At 34.8% G+C, this 18,613-nt stretch carries 18 protein-coding genes; 17 read left to right on the top strand and 1 reads right to left on the bottom strand.

All coding sequences use genetic code 11. The features are described 5' to 3' along the window. Position 1: 1 nt before the first annotated feature. The gene (locus GM661_RS10660; protein ID WP_230866837.1) at positions 2–2,449 is read left to right on the top strand and encodes a helicase C-terminal domain-containing protein; all 2,448 of its coding nucleotides are present in this window, start codon (positions 2–4) and stop codon (positions 2,447–2,449) included. Beyond that, positions 2,446–3,366: a cell wall hydrolase gene (locus GM661_RS10655; protein WP_125990607.1), complete on the top strand. Its 921-nt coding sequence runs from the start codon at positions 2,446–2,448 to the stop codon at positions 3,364–3,366. The genes GM661_RS10660 and GM661_RS10655 overlap by 4 nt, the downstream gene beginning before the upstream one ends. 2 nt (positions 3,367–3,368) lie before the next feature. Here GM661_RS10655 and GM661_RS10650 read toward each other — a convergent pair whose 3' ends face one another. After that, a complete protein-coding gene (locus GM661_RS10650) occupies positions 3,369–4,544 on the bottom strand; it encodes an N-acetylmuramoyl-L-alanine amidase (protein ID WP_230866836.1) in 1,176 nt (391 codons plus the stop codon). A 135-nt stretch (positions 4,545–4,679) separates the two neighbouring features. On the opposite strand from GM661_RS10650, the gene GM661_RS10645 reads away from it, so the two are divergent. The 15 genes from GM661_RS10645 to GM661_RS10575 all read left to right on the top strand — a co-directional run bounded on the left by GM661_RS10645 (position 4,680) and on the right by GM661_RS10575 (position 18,330). Next, positions 4,680–5,465, top strand: coding sequence for a polysaccharide deacetylase family protein (locus GM661_RS10645; RefSeq protein ID WP_230866835.1), 786 nt, complete (start codon positions 4,680–4,682; stop codon positions 5,463–5,465). Between the two features lie 5 nt (positions 5,466–5,470). Next, positions 5,471–6,154, top strand: a complete 684-nt coding sequence (locus tag GM661_RS10640; protein WP_230866834.1) for a polysaccharide deacetylase family protein — start codon at positions 5,471–5,473, stop codon at positions 6,152–6,154. A gap of 72 nt (positions 6,155–6,226) precedes the next feature. Beyond that, positions 6,227–6,658, top strand: coding sequence for a dUTP diphosphatase (gene dut, locus GM661_RS10635; protein ID WP_230866833.1), 432 nt, complete (start codon positions 6,227–6,229; stop codon positions 6,656–6,658). 15 nt (positions 6,659–6,673) lie between these two features. Further along, positions 6,674–6,898, top strand: coding sequence for a PRC-barrel domain-containing protein (locus tag GM661_RS10630; protein ID WP_230866832.1), 225 nt, complete (start codon positions 6,674–6,676; stop codon positions 6,896–6,898). A 134-nt stretch (positions 6,899–7,032) separates the two neighbouring features. Beyond that, a complete protein-coding gene (argC, locus tag GM661_RS10625) occupies positions 7,033–8,076 on the top strand; it encodes an N-acetyl-gamma-glutamyl-phosphate reductase (RefSeq protein WP_330165208.1) in 1,044 nt (347 codons plus the stop codon). Between the two features lie 31 nt (positions 8,077–8,107). Beyond that, positions 8,108–8,974, top strand: coding sequence for an acetylglutamate kinase (gene argB, locus GM661_RS10620; RefSeq protein ID WP_125990601.1), 867 nt, complete (start codon positions 8,108–8,110; stop codon positions 8,972–8,974). A 20-nt stretch (positions 8,975–8,994) separates the two neighbouring features. Next, entirely contained in the window at positions 8,995–10,185 is a 1,191-nt protein-coding gene (locus GM661_RS10615) for an aspartate aminotransferase family protein (RefSeq protein ID WP_230869786.1), read from the top strand. 141 nt (positions 10,186–10,326) lie between these two features. Beyond that, the gene (locus tag GM661_RS10610) at positions 10,327–11,541 is read left to right on the top strand and encodes an argininosuccinate synthase (RefSeq protein ID WP_230866831.1); all 1,215 of its coding nucleotides are present in this window, start codon (positions 10,327–10,329) and stop codon (positions 11,539–11,541) included. After that, a complete protein-coding gene (locus GM661_RS10605; RefSeq protein WP_230866830.1) occupies positions 11,541–12,029 on the top strand; it encodes a GNAT family N-acetyltransferase in 489 nt (162 codons plus the stop codon). The genes GM661_RS10610 and GM661_RS10605 overlap by 1 nt, the downstream gene beginning before the upstream one ends. Position 12,030: 1 nt before the next feature. Beyond that, on the top strand, positions 12,031–13,425 hold the full coding sequence (gene argH / locus GM661_RS10600) for an argininosuccinate lyase (protein ID WP_230866829.1): 1,395 nt from the start codon (positions 12,031–12,033) through the stop codon (positions 13,423–13,425). 83 nt (positions 13,426–13,508) lie between these two features. Beyond that, a complete protein-coding gene (thrB, locus tag GM661_RS10595; RefSeq protein ID WP_230866828.1) occupies positions 13,509–14,423 on the top strand; it encodes a homoserine kinase in 915 nt (304 codons plus the stop codon). Next, positions 14,423–15,703 (top strand): homoserine dehydrogenase, encoded by a 1,281-nt coding sequence (locus tag GM661_RS10590; protein WP_230866827.1) that lies wholly within the window; start codon positions 14,423–14,425, stop codon positions 15,701–15,703. Before thrB ends, GM661_RS10590 begins: the two co-directional genes overlap by 1 nt. 32 nt (positions 15,704–15,735) lie before the next feature. Further along, entirely contained in the window at positions 15,736–16,953 is a 1,218-nt protein-coding gene (locus GM661_RS10585) for an aspartate kinase (protein WP_230866826.1), read from the top strand. A gap of 106 nt (positions 16,954–17,059) precedes the next feature. Continuing rightward, positions 17,060–17,326, top strand: coding sequence for a cupin domain-containing protein (locus GM661_RS10580; RefSeq protein WP_125990595.1), 267 nt, complete (start codon positions 17,060–17,062; stop codon positions 17,324–17,326). Between the two features lie 125 nt (positions 17,327–17,451). Further along, positions 17,452–18,330 carry a VIT1/CCC1 transporter family protein gene (locus GM661_RS10575; protein WP_230866825.1) on the top strand — a complete coding sequence of 293 codons (879 nt, stop codon included), beginning with the start codon at positions 17,452–17,454 and terminating at the stop codon, positions 18,328–18,330. The last annotated feature ends 283 nt before the right edge of the window (positions 18,331–18,613 follow it).

Raw genomic sequence — 18,613 nt, 5'->3', positions numbered from 1 at the left:
TGTGGAGATAGATAAATATTTTGAATCTAGTATAATTGATGCTATTAGAAGGGATATTAACCTTGCTTCCCAGCAGGAAATTTTTCTGGTAGGTTTTATCAATGAAGAAAATAGAATCATTGATTATCATCTTTTAGCCAGAGGAAATGAGGGTATGGTACCGGCCATTGTCAATGATTTAAAGCCTGGTAATATTATAATTCATAACCACCCCTCAGGTGATCTCCGGCCTTCTGCTGCAGATATCAGACTTGCCTCAGTAATGGGTAATAAGGGTATAGGTTTTGCTATTATAAATAATAATTTATCGGAAATTTATGTTGTTGTTGAACCCAAACAGCCCCATGTTGAGGAGTCTTTAGATGGAAACGAGATTATTTCCCTGTTTGAAGATGATAATAAACTGGCTGAACATTTACATGGCTATGAGTATCGTCAACAACAGATTGATGTAGTACGAGAGGTAGTTGATTCCTTTAATAAGCACCATAATATTTTGATAGAAGCTGGTACTGGAACCGGTAAATCTTTTGCCTATCTAATTCCTGCCCTGTACTGGTCATATCAAAATAAAATTACCGTAGTTGTATCTACAAATACAATTAATCTACAGGAACAATTGATAGATAAAGACCTGGTATTATTACAAAAGGTGCTCCCGTTTTCCTTTAAAGCTGTTTTGGTAAAAGGACGTAGTAATTATGTTTGTAAGAGGAAACTGCACCGTATAGAGAAAAATGCTAAAGATTATTTAGCTGATTTACCAGAAAAAGAAATAGAGTTTATTAAAATCCTGAACTGGATAGATCAAACAGTGACAGGTTCCAGATCAGAGCTTAATTTTGTAACCAGGACTGATATTTGGGATGAAATAGCCTCTGAAAGTGACCTTTGCCTCAGGACAAACTGCCCCTTTTTTGATAATTGTTTTTTTATGAAAGCAAGGAAAGAGGTGTTTAGTGCCGATTTATTGGTAGCAAATCACCACCTTTTATTATCAGACATCTTACTTAAAAATGAAATAGGGGAAGATAGTCATGGAATCCTTCCCAAGTATAGAAATTTAATTATTGATGAGGCTCATAATTTTGCCGATGTAGCTACATTACATTTAGGACGTCCATTTTATAATAAGGTTTTTAAGAAATTATTGGACAGGTTTTTTAATAATAAGCATTCACTTTTACCACGCTTAAGGAGTAAGATTGCAGCCCTAAAGGTAGATAAGAAAAAAGAAATATTAGAGTTAATTGACTATAAGTTGATAACAAATATTCAGAATTTAAAGGATATGTCTGCTACTTATGAAAGGGATTTAAATAATATCTTTACTGAAGACTCAATGGGTAGTATTAAAATAAGTGGTAAAATTAAAAATGAAGAATTATGGCAGGAATTTGTGTCTTCTGCAGAAAAATTACTGGGAAATATAAATAAACTTATTTTCCATACGAGGGATTTGTATGAAGAAATACTGAGTTTACAGGGATTACAGGATGATTTTGAAGACTTGCTTATTGAACTGGAATCTTATCTATTGAGGTGTCAGCATTATGCTGATAATCTGGCTTTTAATATAAAGGCCGAGGATGATGAATTTGTTTTCTGGTTAGAGAGAAGAAACAAGGATTTTATTAATCAGGAAAATGCCCCTCTTAACATTACTGAACAATTAAATGAAATGCTCTGGAATTCTCTTGATAATGCAGTATTAACTTCAGCAACACTAAGTGTTGGTAATTCCTTTGCCTTTTGTCAGGAAACTCTGGGCCTAAAAAAAACAAGGAATTTAATAGTTAGTTCACCATTTAATTATGAAGAACAGGCAGAATTAATCATACCTGAAGATATTCCAGCAGCTAATTCAGAAAATTTTCTAAGTAATATAGTAAATGAACTGGGCAATATATTACTTTCTTTTGCCGGCAGAACACTGGTTCTGTTTACTTCATATAAAATGCTTAATTATTGTTTGCATAAACTGGAGAAATCTCTAAATGCCAATAATATTAGTATTTTAGCCCAGGGTAAATATGCCAGAAATTACATTATCAATAGATTTAAAAATCTGGATAGACAGATTATTTTTGGTACTGTAAGTTTCTGGGAGGGTGTTGATATAAAGGGTGATAATTTGCAGTATTTAATCATTATGAAATTACCTTTCCCTGTTCCTGATGAACCGATAGCTTCAGCTAGAATGGAATGTTTACGAAATGAAGGTAAAAATCCCTTTTTTCATTATAGTCTTCCCCGGGCAGTGATCCGTTTTAAACAGGGCTTTGGAAGACTTATCAGATCGAAAAAGGATAAAGGATTAGTAATCTCAATGGACAATCGCATACTAACTAAATCATATGGAAAAGTATTTCAAAATTCTTTACCTGAAGGTTGTCCAGTTAACAGGGTTAAATTAAAATCAATAGCTCAAAGGGGGATACCGGAGTGAAGCTAGTTTTATTAATATTTACTTTATTACTAATAGCAACTTATATAAGTATACCTGTTCAGGCAAGTCCAGAATTTAAATTAATTTACGTTGTACAAGAAGGTGATACCCTAAGTGAGATTGCAGATAATTACGGTATTTCTCAGAATGATTTAAGGGAATATAATGATATAAAAGGTACTGATATGATAAGACTTGGCCAGGAACTAATTATTCCCTTTAAAACAGAAGAAAAGGATTCCCGTGAATGGGAAATGACTTTATTTAGTGATAGAAAAAAAAGTACACTTGATTCTGTCAGCTTTGAGCTTGGACAAGTCTATTCCATAAGGGTAAACCCTGGTCAAAGTCTACCGGAAGTTAACATTCCTGCCAGCAAATTAATTCAGTATCATATTGGAGTGGGTGATACCCTCTACGATCTGGCCAGGGATTTTAATACATCTATCAATATTATAATGGCCTTAAATAAACTGGAAACCAGTGTTATTAGGGTAGGGTCTACTATTAAATTACCTATTAATAATCTTACCCCCCGACAGGTTCTTCAGAAGATAGTAAAAGATAGTGATATTGAATTGTTGGCCCGGGCTATTCACGGTGAGGCAAGGGGCGAACCATTTATTGGTCAAGTAGCTGTTGGTGCTGTGATTATAAATAGGGTCATCAGTTCATATTTTCCCAATACCTTTAAACAGGTTATTTATCAAAAAAACCAGTTTTCAGCAGTTGCTGATGGTCAGATCACTTTAAGGCCAAATAGTACTGCTTATCGAGCCGCTCGGGAGGCTCTTAGGGGAACAGACCCAACTATGGGGGCGATGTATTACTATAATCCCAAAACTGCTAAACACCAGTGGTGGTTTGAAAGAAGACGCATGATGGTTACCATAGGAGATCATGTATTTACAAAATAGGATTATTTCATAACTGTTTCCTTTAAAAAAATATGACCGCCGATACTATCACCCTTTTTCCCATTGATCAGGATATTTAAGCCCTTAATACCTGGAATGGAGAACAGGGTTTTTTTTACTGCTTCTAGTGAATATAATTCTACTGTTGCACCACCTGAAAAGCTGGTTTTTGTTTCTTTGGAAAAATCAATAGTAGCAATACCATCGTTTATTTTAACGTCATCTATTTTTGTTTTAGCTGGTAAAGGAGATATTAAATTATCTGGCGGGTCTAAAAGCTGATTAATAGCAGAAATAATCATTATTTCTTTAAAGGATAAATTACTATATTCCTGTTTGAAAAAATTGTTTGTTGGAAAGGATAGTTTTCTTTTGACCAGTAAAATACCAGTTGGGCTATCGGTAAGGTAATATAATTGATAGCTAGGGTGCTCATCATTACTTTCTAGAGAAACATTAGTTCTTAATGTTTTCTCCTGTCTTTTGCCTGATAATCTGGACTGAAAGAAGTTTATAATACCATTTTTAAGGGCAATAGCTAGCTGTTTTTGATAGACTGGATCTGTTAATCTTTCCCTATCTGTGGGATTAGACAAAAACCCAGTTTCGATTAAAACAGCAGGACATTGGGCTTTTTTTAAGACATAAAAATCACCGTTTTTAATAGAGCGTTGGTTTGCTTGGCGTAACTTAATTAATTCCTGCTGTATTTCTTCGGCCAGTTTCCTACTTTCTCCTGACCCTGGTTTATAAAAAACCTGGCTCCCTGATGGTTGGCTGGAGGGGAAATTGTTGGCGTGAATACTAATAAATAAATCTGCTTTATTTTTATTAGCAATTTCTGGTCTGTGTCTTATATCTTTCTGCCTACTATTCATATATAGTTTATCTTTTTTTCTGGTCAAAATCGGAATAATATTTACCTTTTCTAATTCCTCTGCTACCAGGAGGGCAACTCTTAGATTTATATCCTTTTCATAAATTTCCCCATAACTTGTGCCGGTATCAATACTACCATGGCCGGGATCAACAACCACTTTAAATATCATCTCACTCTGTTTAGAAAGCACGGGATTATTGATACACTGACTATTATATATAATAACAACTGTAATTATAATTGAAACAATTATAATTACAGGGATAACCCCTCTTCTAAGTTTAATTGATAGATACATGGTTAAAGCCCCCATTTTCTTATAAACTCTTATATATTTATATTGATTAACTCAGGTAAGTATGTTTTAAATTGAATAAAGTTTAGTTGTAGCGCATAAATTTTAGCAAGAGAAAAGAAAAGGGGTGACAGCTGTATGAGCAGGATATTTGTTCCCAGCAAAAAGAATATCATAATAATTTCGACAGTAATCTTTATTCTTCTCTTTGCCGGGGGTTTTTTATTGGGTAATAAGTATGGTGAAGTAATACCAGTGATAAATCAGAAATTAGTCCCAATTTATAAAGTAAACCGTCATGACCAAAAAATTTCAATAACCCTTGATGGTACCTGGGGGGCAGAACATACAGAAGAAATATTAAAAATTTTTAAGGAAAATGATGTTAAAATCACTTTCTTTTTTGCTGGTTACTGGTTGAAAAAATACCCTGATCTGGTAAAAAAAATTGCTGCTGATGGTCATGAAATAGGTAACCATACCTTTACACATCCCCATTGTAATTCCCTTTCACGTGAAAAATTAAGCAAGGAGTTAGAAGATACTAGTAACTTAATTAAGAGTCTAATAGGGAGTAGTTCTCCTTATTTCCGTCCACCATATGGGGAATATAATAATCAGGTAATTAGGACGGCTAATGAACTAGGGTATCAAGTAATACAGTGGAGTATTGATTCCCTTGACTGGAAAGAACCAGGGGTTGATTATATTGTTGATAGGGTTATAAATAACGTGGAATCAGGAGATATCATTTTAATGCATAATAATGCCCCAGATACACCTGCTAGCTTAAAAATTTTATTACCAAAATTAAAGGAAATGGGTTATAGTGTTGTTCCATTATCTGCTATGGTTTATAAAAATGGTTATTATATTGAATCTCATTCAGGTTTACAATGTAAGCAAACAGGTAGGGGTGATTAGTAATTATGTTTAAAAAATATATCATTGTAATCTGTTTGTTTCTTGGCATTATAAGTGGGATGGCAAGTAATGACTTAAGTATGCCGGTATTAAGTAATCAGGAAACACCGTATTATCACGGAAGGAGAGGTAAAGACCAGATAGCACTTACTATTAATGTGGATTGGGGGAAGGAATACCTGCCTGGAATGATCCGCATCTTACATGATGAAAATGTTAAAGCAACCTTTTTTGTAACAGGAACCTGGGCTGAAAAAAATGCTGATCTACTGGCTGAGATGTCTAGACTGGGACATGAAATAGGGAATCATGGTTTTAGCCATCTTCATCCTAAAAACCTTTCTGACAGTCAGTTAATAGAACTGATTAAAAAAAATGAGGATTTGATTTTTCGTATTACCGGAGAAAAAACCTGTTTATTTGCTCCACCATATGGTGAAGTTGATCAGAGAATTTCAGAAGTTGCAAGTTCTATAGGATATAAGACGATTATGTGGTCTGCTGATACCGTTGACTGGCAGAGACCTTCTGCTGAGATTGTTTACCAGAGGGCAGTAAACAAGATTGATGATGGGGGGATAATATTAATGCATCCTACCGAACCAAGTCTATATGCCTTAGGTGATATCTTAAAAACCCTTAAAGGACGTGGCTATAAATTTGTGATAGTATCAGAATTAGTGAAATAAAAATATAAAAACTTTAATATATATATAATCTGATAAAATATAACAGTATAAAATATACCAGGGGTGAAGATAATGAAAATACAGGTTAAAAGACTTAATAAGGATATTCCTTTACCAGAGTATCAGCATTATGGTGAAGATGCAGGACTTGATTTAAGGTCAGCTGAGAATCTTAACTTAGGTTCTGGAGAATACAGTTTAATAAAAACAGGAATTAAAATTGCTATTCCAAGGGGATATGGTGGATTTGTCTATCCCAGGAGTGGTTTAGCGTTAAAACATGGTATTACTGTATTAAATGCAGATGGTGTAATTGACCCAGGATATAGAGGCGAATTAGGGGTAATATTAATTAATCATGGTAGGAATGATTTTAAAATAAAGAAGGGTGACCGGATTGCCCAGTTAATTATACATAAGACTTTTCCGATAAAATGGGAGGAAGTAGATGAATTAACTGATAGTAATAGGGGAACAGGGGGGTTTGGTCATACTGGATTATAAAATGGAGTGATTGTTTTGTGTTTAAATGACTTACTGGGTAAACTTGTAATAGATACTCATGGTAATAAACTGGGAAAGATTGATAATAGGGATATTATTATAGAAAACCATTATGGGGAGATTGAATCGCTAATCTTGCATCACATAACTTCTTCAGAGGCTGTTATTATACCTTTTGGTGGTATCAAAGAGGTTGGAAGTAGTGTGGTAGTGGTGGATTCAAAGTTAAGGATTAATTAGTATGTAGTTTTTATAATTAAATATTTTTCTTTTTATTAGCAGATTTTATTTCTGCTAATTTTTTTTTAAAATATAAGATAAAACACTTGAATATATATACATAATAATGTATAATAATTCAAAAGGGGTTGAATATGATGATTAAGGTAAGTATTATTGGTGCAACAGGGTATACAGGTATTGAACTAATAAGGTTATTAAATAGACATAAAGATGTGGAAATAGACAGTCTTTTTTCTAATAGTCATGTTGGGAAAAATCTAGTGGACTTATACCCACAGTTCTATGGCAAGAAGGATTATATTTTTAAGGAGTTTACAATAGATGAGGTTAAAAACTCGGATATTGTTTTTACAGCTCTGCCTCATGGGGTTTCTCAAGGGATTGTGGCCAAATTATATCAGCATGGTATTAAGGTAATAGATCTAAGTGGTGATTATAGATATCATGATACAAAAATATATGAAGACTGGTATGGGGTTAAACATGAGTATGCAGAAATTGCTAGGGAGGCTGTTTACGGTCTGGTAGAATTAAATAGGGAATTAATAAAGGATGCCTCTTTAATAGCTAATCCTGGTTGTTATCCCACTGCAACATTATTAGGTCTTTTACCTGTGGTAAAGGCTGGTCTTATTGCTAACAATGAGATTATCATTGATGCTAAATCTGGGGTGAGTGGTGCTGGTAAATCAGTTAAAATTGATACAATATTTAATGAAGTTGATGAGAGTATAAAGGCTTATAGTGTTAACAAACACCGTCATACTTCTGAAATAGAAAACATACTGGCAGGTGTAATAAATACAAAAGAAGGGATTAAACTATCCTTTACTCCACATTTAATACCCATGAAAAGGGGTATGTTAATTACAATATACACCAGATTAAGTAATGAAATAAAGGAAGAGGGGTTAATTCGATTGTATAAAGAGTTTTATGCCCGGGATAGTTTTCTGCAGATATATAAATCTGGAAACCCACAGACTAAACATGTCCTTGGTTCAAATTATTGCCACATAGGCTTGAATGTAGATAGAAGAACTAATAGATTAATAATCGTTTCGGTAATAGATAATCTTCTTAAAGGGGCATCTGGTCAGGCTGTACAGAATATGAATCTTATGTTTGGGTTACCAGAGGAGAGAGGCCTAGAAGATACGGCAATCTTTCCATAATATTTTATATAAGAATAGGAGTGTAGCTGAAATGGAAAAGTATATCAAAAAAGCATGTGTTTTAATTGAGGCACTTCCATATATAAGACAATTTTATGGTAAAACCTTTGTTATTAAATATGGTGGTAGTATAATGACTAATGATCGGCTGAAGAAGCATGTTATTGAGGATATTACATTATTAAAATATGTTGGTGTTAATCCAGTTATTGTGCATGGAGGTGGACCAGCAATCAATGAAACACTGAGTCGATTAAATATAGAGAGTAAGTTTATTAATGGTTTACGGGTTACTGATAAGGAGACTATGGAGATAGTTGAGATGGTACTGGCTGCTAAAATAAATAAAGAGATAGTTGCTTTAATAAATGAGATGCGAGGTGAAGCGGTTGGGATCTGTGGGAAAGACGGTGATTTGATTAAAGCCCGTAAATTAGATGCTGTACAGGAGACCGACCTGGGTTATGTTGGTTTAGTTGAAAAGATAAATCCAGAAATTGTTAACCGTTTGATTGCTGATGGGTACATACCTGTCATTGCTCCTATTGGTACTGATGGTAAAGGTAATAGTTATAATATTAATGCTGATACAGTAGCTGGTAAATTAGCGGTGGCCCTGGGGGCAGAGAAATTAATCTTTCTGACAGATGTTAATGGTCTCAGGCATGACCCGGAAGATGAAGATAGTAGGGTTTCTGCCTTAAGAATAAGTGAAGTTAAAGAATGGATTGCCAGTAAAAAGATTAAAGGTGGTATGCTTCCTAAAGTAAAGGCCTGCATGGAAGCAGTGTTAAATGGTGTACAGAGAACACATATGTTAAACGGTTTGATTTCTCATACAATACTCCTTGAAATATTTACTGATCAAGGCATTGGTACGATGATACTAGAGGATTAATTTAATTGGAGAGTGAAAAAATGTTAAAGGATGAGATAATTAAGTGTGATGAAAATTATTTTATGACAGTCTATAGCGGCAGGTACCCGCTTGTTATTGACCATGGTTCAGGGATAAGGGTTTACGGTCAAGATGGTCAGGAATATTTAGATTTTTTGGCTGGTATTGGTGTTAATGCCCTTGGGTATGGACACCCGGTGCTTGTAAAGGCACTCCAGGAACAGGTGGCCAAGCTAATACATTGTTCAAATTTATATTATATTGAACCCCAGGCCTACCTTGAGAAATTATTGATAAAAAATTCCTGCTGTGATAGGGTCTTTTTTGCTAATAGTGGTTCTGAGGCTAATGAAGGAGCACTAAAATTAGCCCGCAAGTATTTTAAGACCAGGGGGGAAAAGAAGTTCGAAGTTATTACAGCAGAGCGCTCATTCCACGGCAGGACCTTGGTTACTACGGCGGCTACTGGACAGGAAAAATATCATAAGCCTTATCAGCCACTACCTGAGGGTTTTACGGTAGTTCCCTTTAATGACCTGACAGCAATGGAAGAGGCAGTAGGTCCTGAAACTGCAGCTGTTATGATTGAGCCTGTTCAGGGTGAAGGTGGTGTTTACCCTGCTGAGCAAGAATATCTACAGGGCTTAAGAGAATTATGTAATCAAAAGGATATCTTACTAATCTTTGATGAGGTGCAGTGTGGTGTGGGTAGAACAGGTAGTTTATTTGCCTATGAAGAATATGGTGTGGAAGCTGATATTATGACACTTGCTAAAGCACTTGGCGGTGGTGTTCCTATCGGGGCATTACTGGCTAAGGAAAAAGTAGCCTCAGCTTTTGAACCAGGTGACCATGGTACAACCTTTGGTGGTAATCCCTTAGCAAGCAGGGCTGCTGTTACAACACTGGAAGTAATCCTGGAAGATGGTTTTTTAGAAGGAGTTAAGGAAAAGAGCAGCTATTTCATTAAACAGTTAGAAGGGTTAATTGCAGAAACTTGTAATGTCAAGGGGATAAGGGGTCTTGGTTTAATGCTCGCCTTGGAATTATCAAGCAGTATTTCTGCTAAAGACTTAACTATGGAATTATTTAATAGGGGGTTTCTGGTGAATGCAGTTCAGGAACATACCTTGAGATTTCTCCCCCCTCTTATTGTAGAAAAAGCTGATATTGACTTATTAGTAGGGGAGTTAGCAGATTTATTAAAATAATAGTTAAAAAGGATTGAATTTATGCTTTGACAATGATAATATTTATTATACTATTAGGGATAGTAAAGTATAAATTACACAGGAGTCCTTATAATTAAGGAATGCTGTAGGGTTTTCCAAAAATAGGGAGGTAAATTAATTATGAAAGATATTAATAAGATTGTATTAGCTTATTCTGGTGGACTGGATACCTCTGTGGCTATAAAATGGCTTAAAGAGAAATATAATGCTGAAATAATTGCTTATTCTGCTAATGTTGGTCAGATAGGGGTAGAAAGCTGGGATTTAATTGAGGAAAAGGGTTATCAAACTGGTGCTGCCAAGGTTTATATTGATGATGTTCAGGAGGAATTTGTTAAGGATTATGTTTTTAAAGCACTAAAAACAAATGCCTTATATGAGGGTAAGTACCCCCTGGCTACTGCCTTATCCAGACCACTCATTTCCAAAAAGATGATTGACATAGCCAAAGAGAATGGGGCTGATGCTGTTGCTCATGGATGTACTGGTAAGGGAAATGACCAGGTAAGGTTTGATGTTTCTTTCCGGGCACTTAACCCAAAGATTGATATTATTGCCCCATTAAGAACCTGGGAGTTTAAAACTAGGAATGAAGAGATTGATTATGCTAAAGCAAATGACATTCCAATTAAAGCTACTAAAGACAGTCCATACAGTTTAGATAGTAATTTATGGGGGATTGCTATTGAATGTGGTGTTCTGGAAGACCCCTGGAATGAGCCGCCGGCAGATGCCTATTATTGGACTAAAGATCCGGCTGATACACCAGACAAACCACTGTATTTAACTATCGGTTTTGAAAAGGGTGAACCGGTCCAAATAGATGGTAAAGATATGGAACCAGTAAACCTGGTTAAAGAATTAAATAAAATAGGATCAGAATATGGTGTTGGTAGAATTGATATGGTTGAAAACAGACTTGTTGGTATTAAATCCCGTGAGATTTATGAGGCACCTGCAGCCGTTATTCTAACTGAAGCCCATCAACACCTGGAAGATATGACACTTGACAGGGAAACATCTCACTACAAAAGAATTATAAGTGAGAAGTTTAGTGAGTTATTATATTATGGTCTATGGTTTTCTCCTTTAAGGTCTGCCATTGATGCCTTTGTAGAGGAGACACAGCAGCAGGTAAGTGGAGAAGTAAGAGTAAAGTTATTTAAGGGTCAATGTACAGTTGTTGGCCGTAAGTCTCCTTATTCTCTCTATCAATATGACCTGGCAACATATGATACAGAGGACAGTTTTGACCATAGTTCAGCTGAAGGATTTATCAAATTATGGGGACTGCCGACACAGGTTTATGGTAGTGTAAAGGGGCCTAATAAGTAATGGCGGTTACTATGGAGAGTTCAAAATATAAATTTAGAAAAGCCTGTTTGGATGATGCAGTAGCAATACATGACCTTGTACGAAAGGCCTTTGTCCACTATAGTAAAGAAGGGATGAATCCTGCAATGGAAGAATCCCTGGAAGAAATTTATAATGATATCAAAGATAGTATTGTCTTAATTTTAGAAAAAAACGGTAGAATAATTGGTTCCCTTCGCCTCGTTTCTGAGGTTGAGGGAAGCTTTTATCTTAAGAGGTTTTCTATTGACCCGTCCTATCAGGACCAGGGTTTAGGAACGATCTTATATAGTGAATCAGAAAAGGCTGCCCGGGATCATGGTGGTAAATTTATTTATTTATATTCATCAGTGGAAGATGAAAGGCTTATTAATTTTTATAGGAAACTTGGTTTTAGCTGTCTAAAACTGGATAAAGTAAATGGTTATCAAAGAGGTCTGTGGGTAAAAAAAATTGATGGAGTTGATTGATGTGAAATTATGGGGTGGTAGATTTAATAAAGGAACTGACCAACTTGTTCATGATTTTAATGCCTCACTTACTTTTGATAAAAGGTTGTATTCCTATGATATCATGGGAAGTAAGGTCCATGCAGAGATGTTGGCTAGACAGGGAATAATTAGTGAAAAAGAAGCTCAGGAAATTACTGATGGGTTAGAGAAGATTGAAAAGGCTATTAAAGAAGGGAAACTGGAATTTAATAGCTCGTTTGAAGATATTCATTCTTTTATAGAGAAATACTTAACTGATTTAATTGGTCCTACAGGAGGGAAACTCCATACTGCTAGAAGCAGAAATGATCAGGTAGCCCTTGATATTCGCCTTTATTTACGTGATAAAATTAAAGAAATAAAAAAATTGCTGTTGCTTTTCATGAAAACTATTACTGAACTGTCAGAAGAATATATTGATGTTTTTTTACCTGGATATACCCATCTACAGCGTGCTCAGGTTATTACCCTACCACATCATTTGATGGCTTATTACTTTATGTTAAAACGGGATTTTAGTCGCTTAAGTGATAATCTAAAAAGGGTAAATGTGCTACCATTGGGTTCTGGTGCACTTGCCGGGACAACCTTTCCCATAGATAGGGAGTGGGTTGCTGATAAACTGGATTTTGATTCTGTTTGTTTAAACTCACTTGATGGTGTAAGTGACAGGGATTTTATTATAGAATTTTTAAGTATTGCTGCAACTATGATCATGCATCTAAGTCGTTTAAGTGAGGAGATTATTCTCTGGTCAAGTGGTGAATTCAATTTTATTGAACTTGATGATGCTTATGCCACTGGTAGTAGTATTATGCCCCAGAAAAAAAATCCTGATATTGCAGAATTAGTAAGGGGTAAGACCGGGCGTATATATGGTCATTTAATGCAATTACTTACTACCTTAAAAGGGTTACCACTAGCTTATAATAAAGATATGCAGGAGGATAAAGAGGGTCTGTTTGATACCATAGATAATCTGGAGATTATTCTTAAAATATACCCTGATATGTTAAAAACAATGAAGGTTAATAAAGAAAAAATGAAGCAAGCAGCCAGTTCAGGTTTTTTAAATGCCACTGATTTAGCTGATTATCTGGCGAAAAAAGGACTCCCTTTCCGGGAAGCACATGAGATAGTTGGTAAAGCAGTTCTTTATGGTCTTAAGCAAGGGATAGAATTGGAAGAGATACCTTTAGAAAAATGGAGAGAGTTGTTTCCTGCAAAAAATAATATTTTTAATAAGGATATGTATCATAATTTATTAATTGAAAAGATGCTAGCTAACCGTCGTTCAACTGGTGGTACCTCACCTGAGGAAACATTAAACATTATTAATAAGGAAAAGATATGGTTAAACAAGGCAATTATCTAAAAAGGCCTTGTTTTTTTTAAAAGTTAGTGATAAAATATACAAAAATAAAACTTGTCTTAATAAATTCTAGAGGGGTTTAACCTATGTTAAAATTAAAGGTTCCTGCTACATCAGCTAATTTAGGGCCGGGCTTTGATACACTTGGACTGGCTATGAAGGTCTATAATACCTTTATCTTTTCTGAGATTGATAGGGGTATTGATCTAATAATAAGGGATAAAAGTACTGGTGAAATTTTTGAAATCCCTCAGGAGGATAATCTATTATATCAAGCAATGAAATTCCTTTTTAATAAAAGGGGTAAGGAGTTTACAGGCTTAAAAATTATTGAAGAAATAAATATACCTTTTGCCAGGGGTATGGGTAGTAGTGCTACAGCAGTTACTGCTGGATTGGTGGCTGCTAATATCTTAATGGGTAAGCCCTATACAGAACAGGAAATTATTGATTTTTCAGTTGAAATAGAGGGTCACCCGGATAATGTCCTCCCTGCTTTAAAAGGGGGATTTGTTATTAATGTTATGGGTGATAATGGTCTTGTATATAAAAAAATGACTGTCTCTAATAATTTAAAAATCGTAATGATTATACCGGATTTTCAGCTTAAGACTGAGGATTTACGTAGTGTTCTACCAGATAAGATTCAATATCGGGATGCCATTTTTAATCAGAGTAGGACAGCTCTATTAACAGCCTGTTTTTATGATAATGATTGGTCTAAATTAAGGTCAGCCATGGAGGATCGACTCCATCAGGACTATCGGGCAGATTTGATTCCTGGGTTTCATAAATTATTAAAAATTGCCTATCAGTCAGGTGCTCTGGGTGTGGCCTTAAGTGGTGCTGGACCTTCATTACTTGCTTTTTGTAAGCAGGACGAAGAATTAATTGGTCAAAACATGGCAGCTGAATTTGCTGAGTTTAATATTAATAGTACTTATATTATTACAGAAGTAGACAACAAAGGAATTCAAGTAGAAAAAACTGGGGTGAAATGATGATTAAGATAGGTCTTTTGGGATTAGGGACTGTAGGTAGTGGTGTTTTTTCTATTTTAGAAAAACATGCTGAAACAATTAAAAGAAAGGTTGGCACTGATTTAAAAATAGAGAAGGTGCTGGTCAAGGATAAGGATAAACAGCGTGATCTTGATTTTGATGATCAGATATTAACTGATGATATTGATGAAATAATAAATAATAAGGATATTGACTTGCTTGTTGAATTAATTGGTGGTGAAAACCCAGCCTATAATTATATTATTGCAGCACTTAATAGTGGAAAGAGTGTTGTAACTGCCAATAAACTGGTGATCGCTAAATATGAACAGGAAATAATGGGGCTGGCCAGGGAAAAGGGTGTCCAGATAAATTATGAAGGCAGTGTTGCAGGTGGAATACCAGTTATAAGGCCACTTAAGGAATCATTTGCAGCCAATAAAATTGAGAGACTCTATGGTATTTTAAATGGTACAACAAATTATATCTTAACTAAAATGACTAATGAGGAACGTGAATTTGATGAAGTATTGGCTGAAGCACAGAGCTTAGGTTATGCTGAAAGGGACCCTCATTCTGATATAAGTGGGGCAGATGCTGCCTATAAGATTTCAATATTATCATCGATAGCCTTTGAGACATCAATAGATCTAAATGGGGTCTATGTAGAGGGTATTGAAGGCATAGAACTAGAGGATATAAAATTAGCAGAAGAATTAGGGTATGTTATAAAATTACTGGCTATTGCTAAATATCATCAAGATGGTCTTGATGTCAGGGTACACCCAGCCTTTATATCAAAAGAACACCCCCTGGCATTGGTCAATGACGTCTATAATGCCATATATTTACATGGTGATGCAGTTGGAGATGTAATGTCATATGGTCAGGGTGCCGGTAGGATGCCTACTGCCAGTGCAGTTGTAGCAGATATTATGCAGGCTGCTAGAGATATATACTACCAGAGGCCTGAAGTAGATAATCTGGATTCAATTTATAATCATGATTTAGTTAATATTAGTCAGGTTGAAAACTCATTTTATCTACGCTTACAGGTCAAAGATAAACCCGGTGTACTTGCCCAGATAACAAAGATATTTGGTGAAAACCAGGTCAGTCTTGCCTCAGTAATCCAGAAACACCGTTTGTCAGAGATTGTGCCAATTGTACTGGTTACCCATCAGGTAAAAGAAGAGAATATTAACAAATCACTGACAGCTATCAAGGGGTTAGATGATGTAATATCAATAAAAAATTTAATACGTGTTGAAGAACTATAAATATTTATTCTGGCAGAAATGAGGATGATAAGATGGCATTAATTGTACAAAAATATGGGGGTACTTCGGTCGCTAATATAGAGAAAATAAATAATGTAGCAGATAGGGTTATTAAAGAATATAAAAAAGGACATGAAGTAGTTGTAGTTGTCTCCGCTATGGGTGATACTACCGATGAATTGATTGGTTTAATGAAGCAGATTACTGATCAACCTAACCCGCGAGAATTTGATATGTTACTAACTACTGGGGAACAGGTATCAATAGCTTTATTAACAATGGCTATTCAGGAAAAAGGTTATAAAGCAATTTCACTTACTGGTAGTCAGGTAAAAATTGAAACAGATGACCACCATAGTAAGGCAGAGATAATGAATATTGATAATAGTAGATTGCGTAACGAGCTGGAGGAAGGCAAAATAATTGTAGTAGCAGGTTTTCAGGGGATAAATTCACAGGATGATTTTACTACTTTAGGTCGCGGTGGTTCAGATACAACTGCAGTTGCTCTGGCTATATCATTAAACGCCGACAGGTGTGAAATATATTCAGATGTTGATGGAATATATACTACTGACCCCAGGATTGTTTCTTCAGCAGCAAAACTTGATTATATTTCTTATGAGGAAATGCTAGAATTAGCTAATCTTGGTGCCAAGGTTTTACATCCGCGTTCAGTAGAACTGGCTAAATCATATAACTTAAAATTATATATTGCTTCAAGTTTTAACTATAGACCAGGTACAATTGTTGAAGGGATGGATGAAATGGAAAAGAGAAAAAGTGTTACTGGTATAACTTATGATAAGGATGAGGTTAAGATTACAGTTCAACAGGTTCCAGATGAACCTGGTATAGCGGGTCAATTATTTACCAGGCTTGCTGAAAATAATATTAATGTTGATATGATTATACAAAATTTACAGCATAACAAGGAAAATGATATTACTTTTACAGTTAATAAAGAAGATCTGATTAAGAATAAAGAATATATTATGAAAGTTTCAAATGAAATTGGTTCAGATGGAGTAGAAATTGATCAAGATGTAGCCAAGGTTTCAATCGTTGGTGCTGGTATGATTACTACTCCAGGGATAGCTGCTAAAATGTTTACCGCTTTAGGAGAAAATAAGATCAACATCCAAATGATTACTACTTCTGATATTAAGGTGTCCTGTTTAATCAATGCTGATGATGCTGATAAGGCCCTAGAAATTTTACATGAATCTTTTGAACTTGATAAACAGTAATGAGTATAAAAATTATTTTCTTAAACAAATAAGGGAAAACTATATTAAGATGGTTGTTAGGTATAAATAGACTTCAATGAAATATCTGTTGGGGGGATGTACTATAATGAAAATTACTGTTGAAAAACCAAGTGAGGATAGGTTAAAAGAACTGGGTGTTAAGTCATGGCCAGTATGGGAAAAAGAGGCTTCAGAATTCCCCTGGTATTATGATGAGGAAGAGGTTTGTTACTTGTTGGAAGGAGAAGTGATTGTTGAAACAGATGGGCAGAAAGTGGAATTTTCTGCTGGAGAGCTGGTTACTTTTCCGAAGGGATTAGACTGCTTCTGGAAGATAAAAAAGGATGTAAAAAAACACTATAAATTTGCTTAGGATAATATATTATTTGCCGCAGTTATTTGATTTTCTGTGGTTTTTGTTTAGAGTAAGAAAACTATGGTTTAGGATTGGAGGTGGCAGCCGATAATATAATATTGTTTATAATATCGGTGGAGTTTATGAATAAATCAATCAGTAATGAAACTGTTAATATCTTATCGGTTTTACAAAAAAATGAGATTACTGAATATCAGATATATACTAGACTGGCCAGGCGAATTACTAATCAGGGTAATAAAGAAGTGCTGTTAAGTATAGCCAGTGATGAACTGACTCATTATAAGTTCTGGAAGGAATATACCGGTCGGGATGTAAAGCCTAACTGGTTTAAGGTTTATTTTTATTACTGTTTGGCTCTCATCTTAGGGTTGACTTTTAGCATAAAACTTATGGAACGTGGTGAAGTTGAAGCACAGGATATATATCAGGATATTTCCAGAGAGATTCCAGCAGCGGCAAAGATTGTTGATGATGAAGATAGACATGAAGAGGAATTAATAGCCCTTCTGGAGGAAGAGCGCCTTCAATATGTGGGGTCAATTGTTTTGGGTTTAAATGACGCCCTTGTGGAATTAACTGGTACACTAGCTGGTTTAAGTTTTGCCCTTAAGAATACCAGATTGATTGCTTTAGCTGGTATGATTACTGGTATAGCGGCTTCTTTTTCGATGGCTGCTTCAGAATATTTATCAACAAAATCAGAGAGTAGCCATAGTCATGCCTTGAAATCATCTCTATATACAGGAGGGGCCTATATTTTAACTGTATTTTTCTTAATACTACCTTATTTATTAATAAGTAATTATTTGTTTTCACTTTCTTTAACCATAGTTGCTGCTATTATGATTATCTTTATCTTTAATTTCTATATTTCTGTAGCAAAAGACCTTGATTTTAAGAAACGTTTTTTAGAGATGACCTCTATTAGTCTAGGTGTTGCTTTATTATCCTTTGTAATTGGTATAGTGGTCAGAGTAACTCTTGGTGTAGATATATAAATATTATTCTGTTTTTATAAATATAATTAAGTAATATATTTTATCAGGAAGGATAGTAATACCAGTGTTTTGGAGAAAATCTAATGCTATTAGGAATTATATGTAAAACATGCTGGTATTGCAGGACTGTTAAGTATTGTGTAGACTTTTTATATAAATTTTTATTTAATTAAGATATATCTATAACCACCTTCTTTTATTTATTAAAGGTGGTATTTTTAGCTCGAATTAATAGTTAAGCATCTTTTATAATGAACTTTCATTGCATAATTAAGAATTGATT

The sequence above is a fragment of the Iocasia fonsfrigidae genome (genome assembly GCF_017751145.1).
GTDB lineage: Bacteria > Bacillota > Halanaerobiia > Halanaerobiales > DTU029 > Iocasia > Iocasia fonsfrigidae.
Note: the sequence above shows the minus strand (reverse complement) of the source record. Positions and strands in the feature narration are given on the sequence as shown.

Bases quoted from the DNA above. Each gene is read 5' to 3' on its own strand.
- GM661_RS10650 (WP_230866836.1), bottom strand. From the start codon at position 4,544: ATGTATCTATCAATTAAACTTAGAAGAGGGGTTATCCCTGTAATTATA.
- GM661_RS10645 (WP_230866835.1), top strand. From the start codon at position 4,680: ATGAGCAGGATATTTGTTCCCAGCAAAAAGAATATCATAATAATTTCG.
- GM661_RS10640 (WP_230866834.1), top strand. From the start codon at position 5,471: ATGTTTAAAAAATATATCATTGTAATCTGTTTGTTTCTTGGCATTATA.
- dut (WP_230866833.1), top strand. From the start codon at position 6,227: ATGAAAATACAGGTTAAAAGACTTAATAAGGATATTCCTTTACCAGAG.
- argC (WP_330165208.1), top strand. From the start codon at position 7,033: ATGATGATTAAGGTAAGTATTATTGGTGCAACAGGGTATACAGGTATT.
- argB (WP_125990601.1), top strand. From the start codon at position 8,108: ATGGAAAAGTATATCAAAAAAGCATGTGTTTTAATTGAGGCACTTCCA.
- GM661_RS10615 (WP_230869786.1), top strand. From the start codon at position 8,995: ATGTTAAAGGATGAGATAATTAAGTGTGATGAAAATTATTTTATGACA.
- GM661_RS10610 (WP_230866831.1), top strand. From the start codon at position 10,327: ATGAAAGATATTAATAAGATTGTATTAGCTTATTCTGGTGGACTGGAT.
- GM661_RS10605 (WP_230866830.1), top strand. From the start codon at position 11,541: ATGGCGGTTACTATGGAGAGTTCAAAATATAAATTTAGAAAAGCCTGT.
- thrB (WP_230866828.1), top strand. From the start codon at position 13,509: ATGTTAAAATTAAAGGTTCCTGCTACATCAGCTAATTTAGGGCCGGGC.
- GM661_RS10590 (WP_230866827.1), top strand. From the start codon at position 14,423: ATGATTAAGATAGGTCTTTTGGGATTAGGGACTGTAGGTAGTGGTGTT.
- GM661_RS10585 (WP_230866826.1), top strand. From the start codon at position 15,736: ATGGCATTAATTGTACAAAAATATGGGGGTACTTCGGTCGCTAATATA.
- GM661_RS10580 (WP_125990595.1), top strand. From the start codon at position 17,060: ATGAAAATTACTGTTGAAAAACCAAGTGAGGATAGGTTAAAAGAACTG.
- GM661_RS10575 (WP_230866825.1), top strand. From the start codon at position 17,452: ATGAATAAATCAATCAGTAATGAAACTGTTAATATCTTATCGGTTTTA.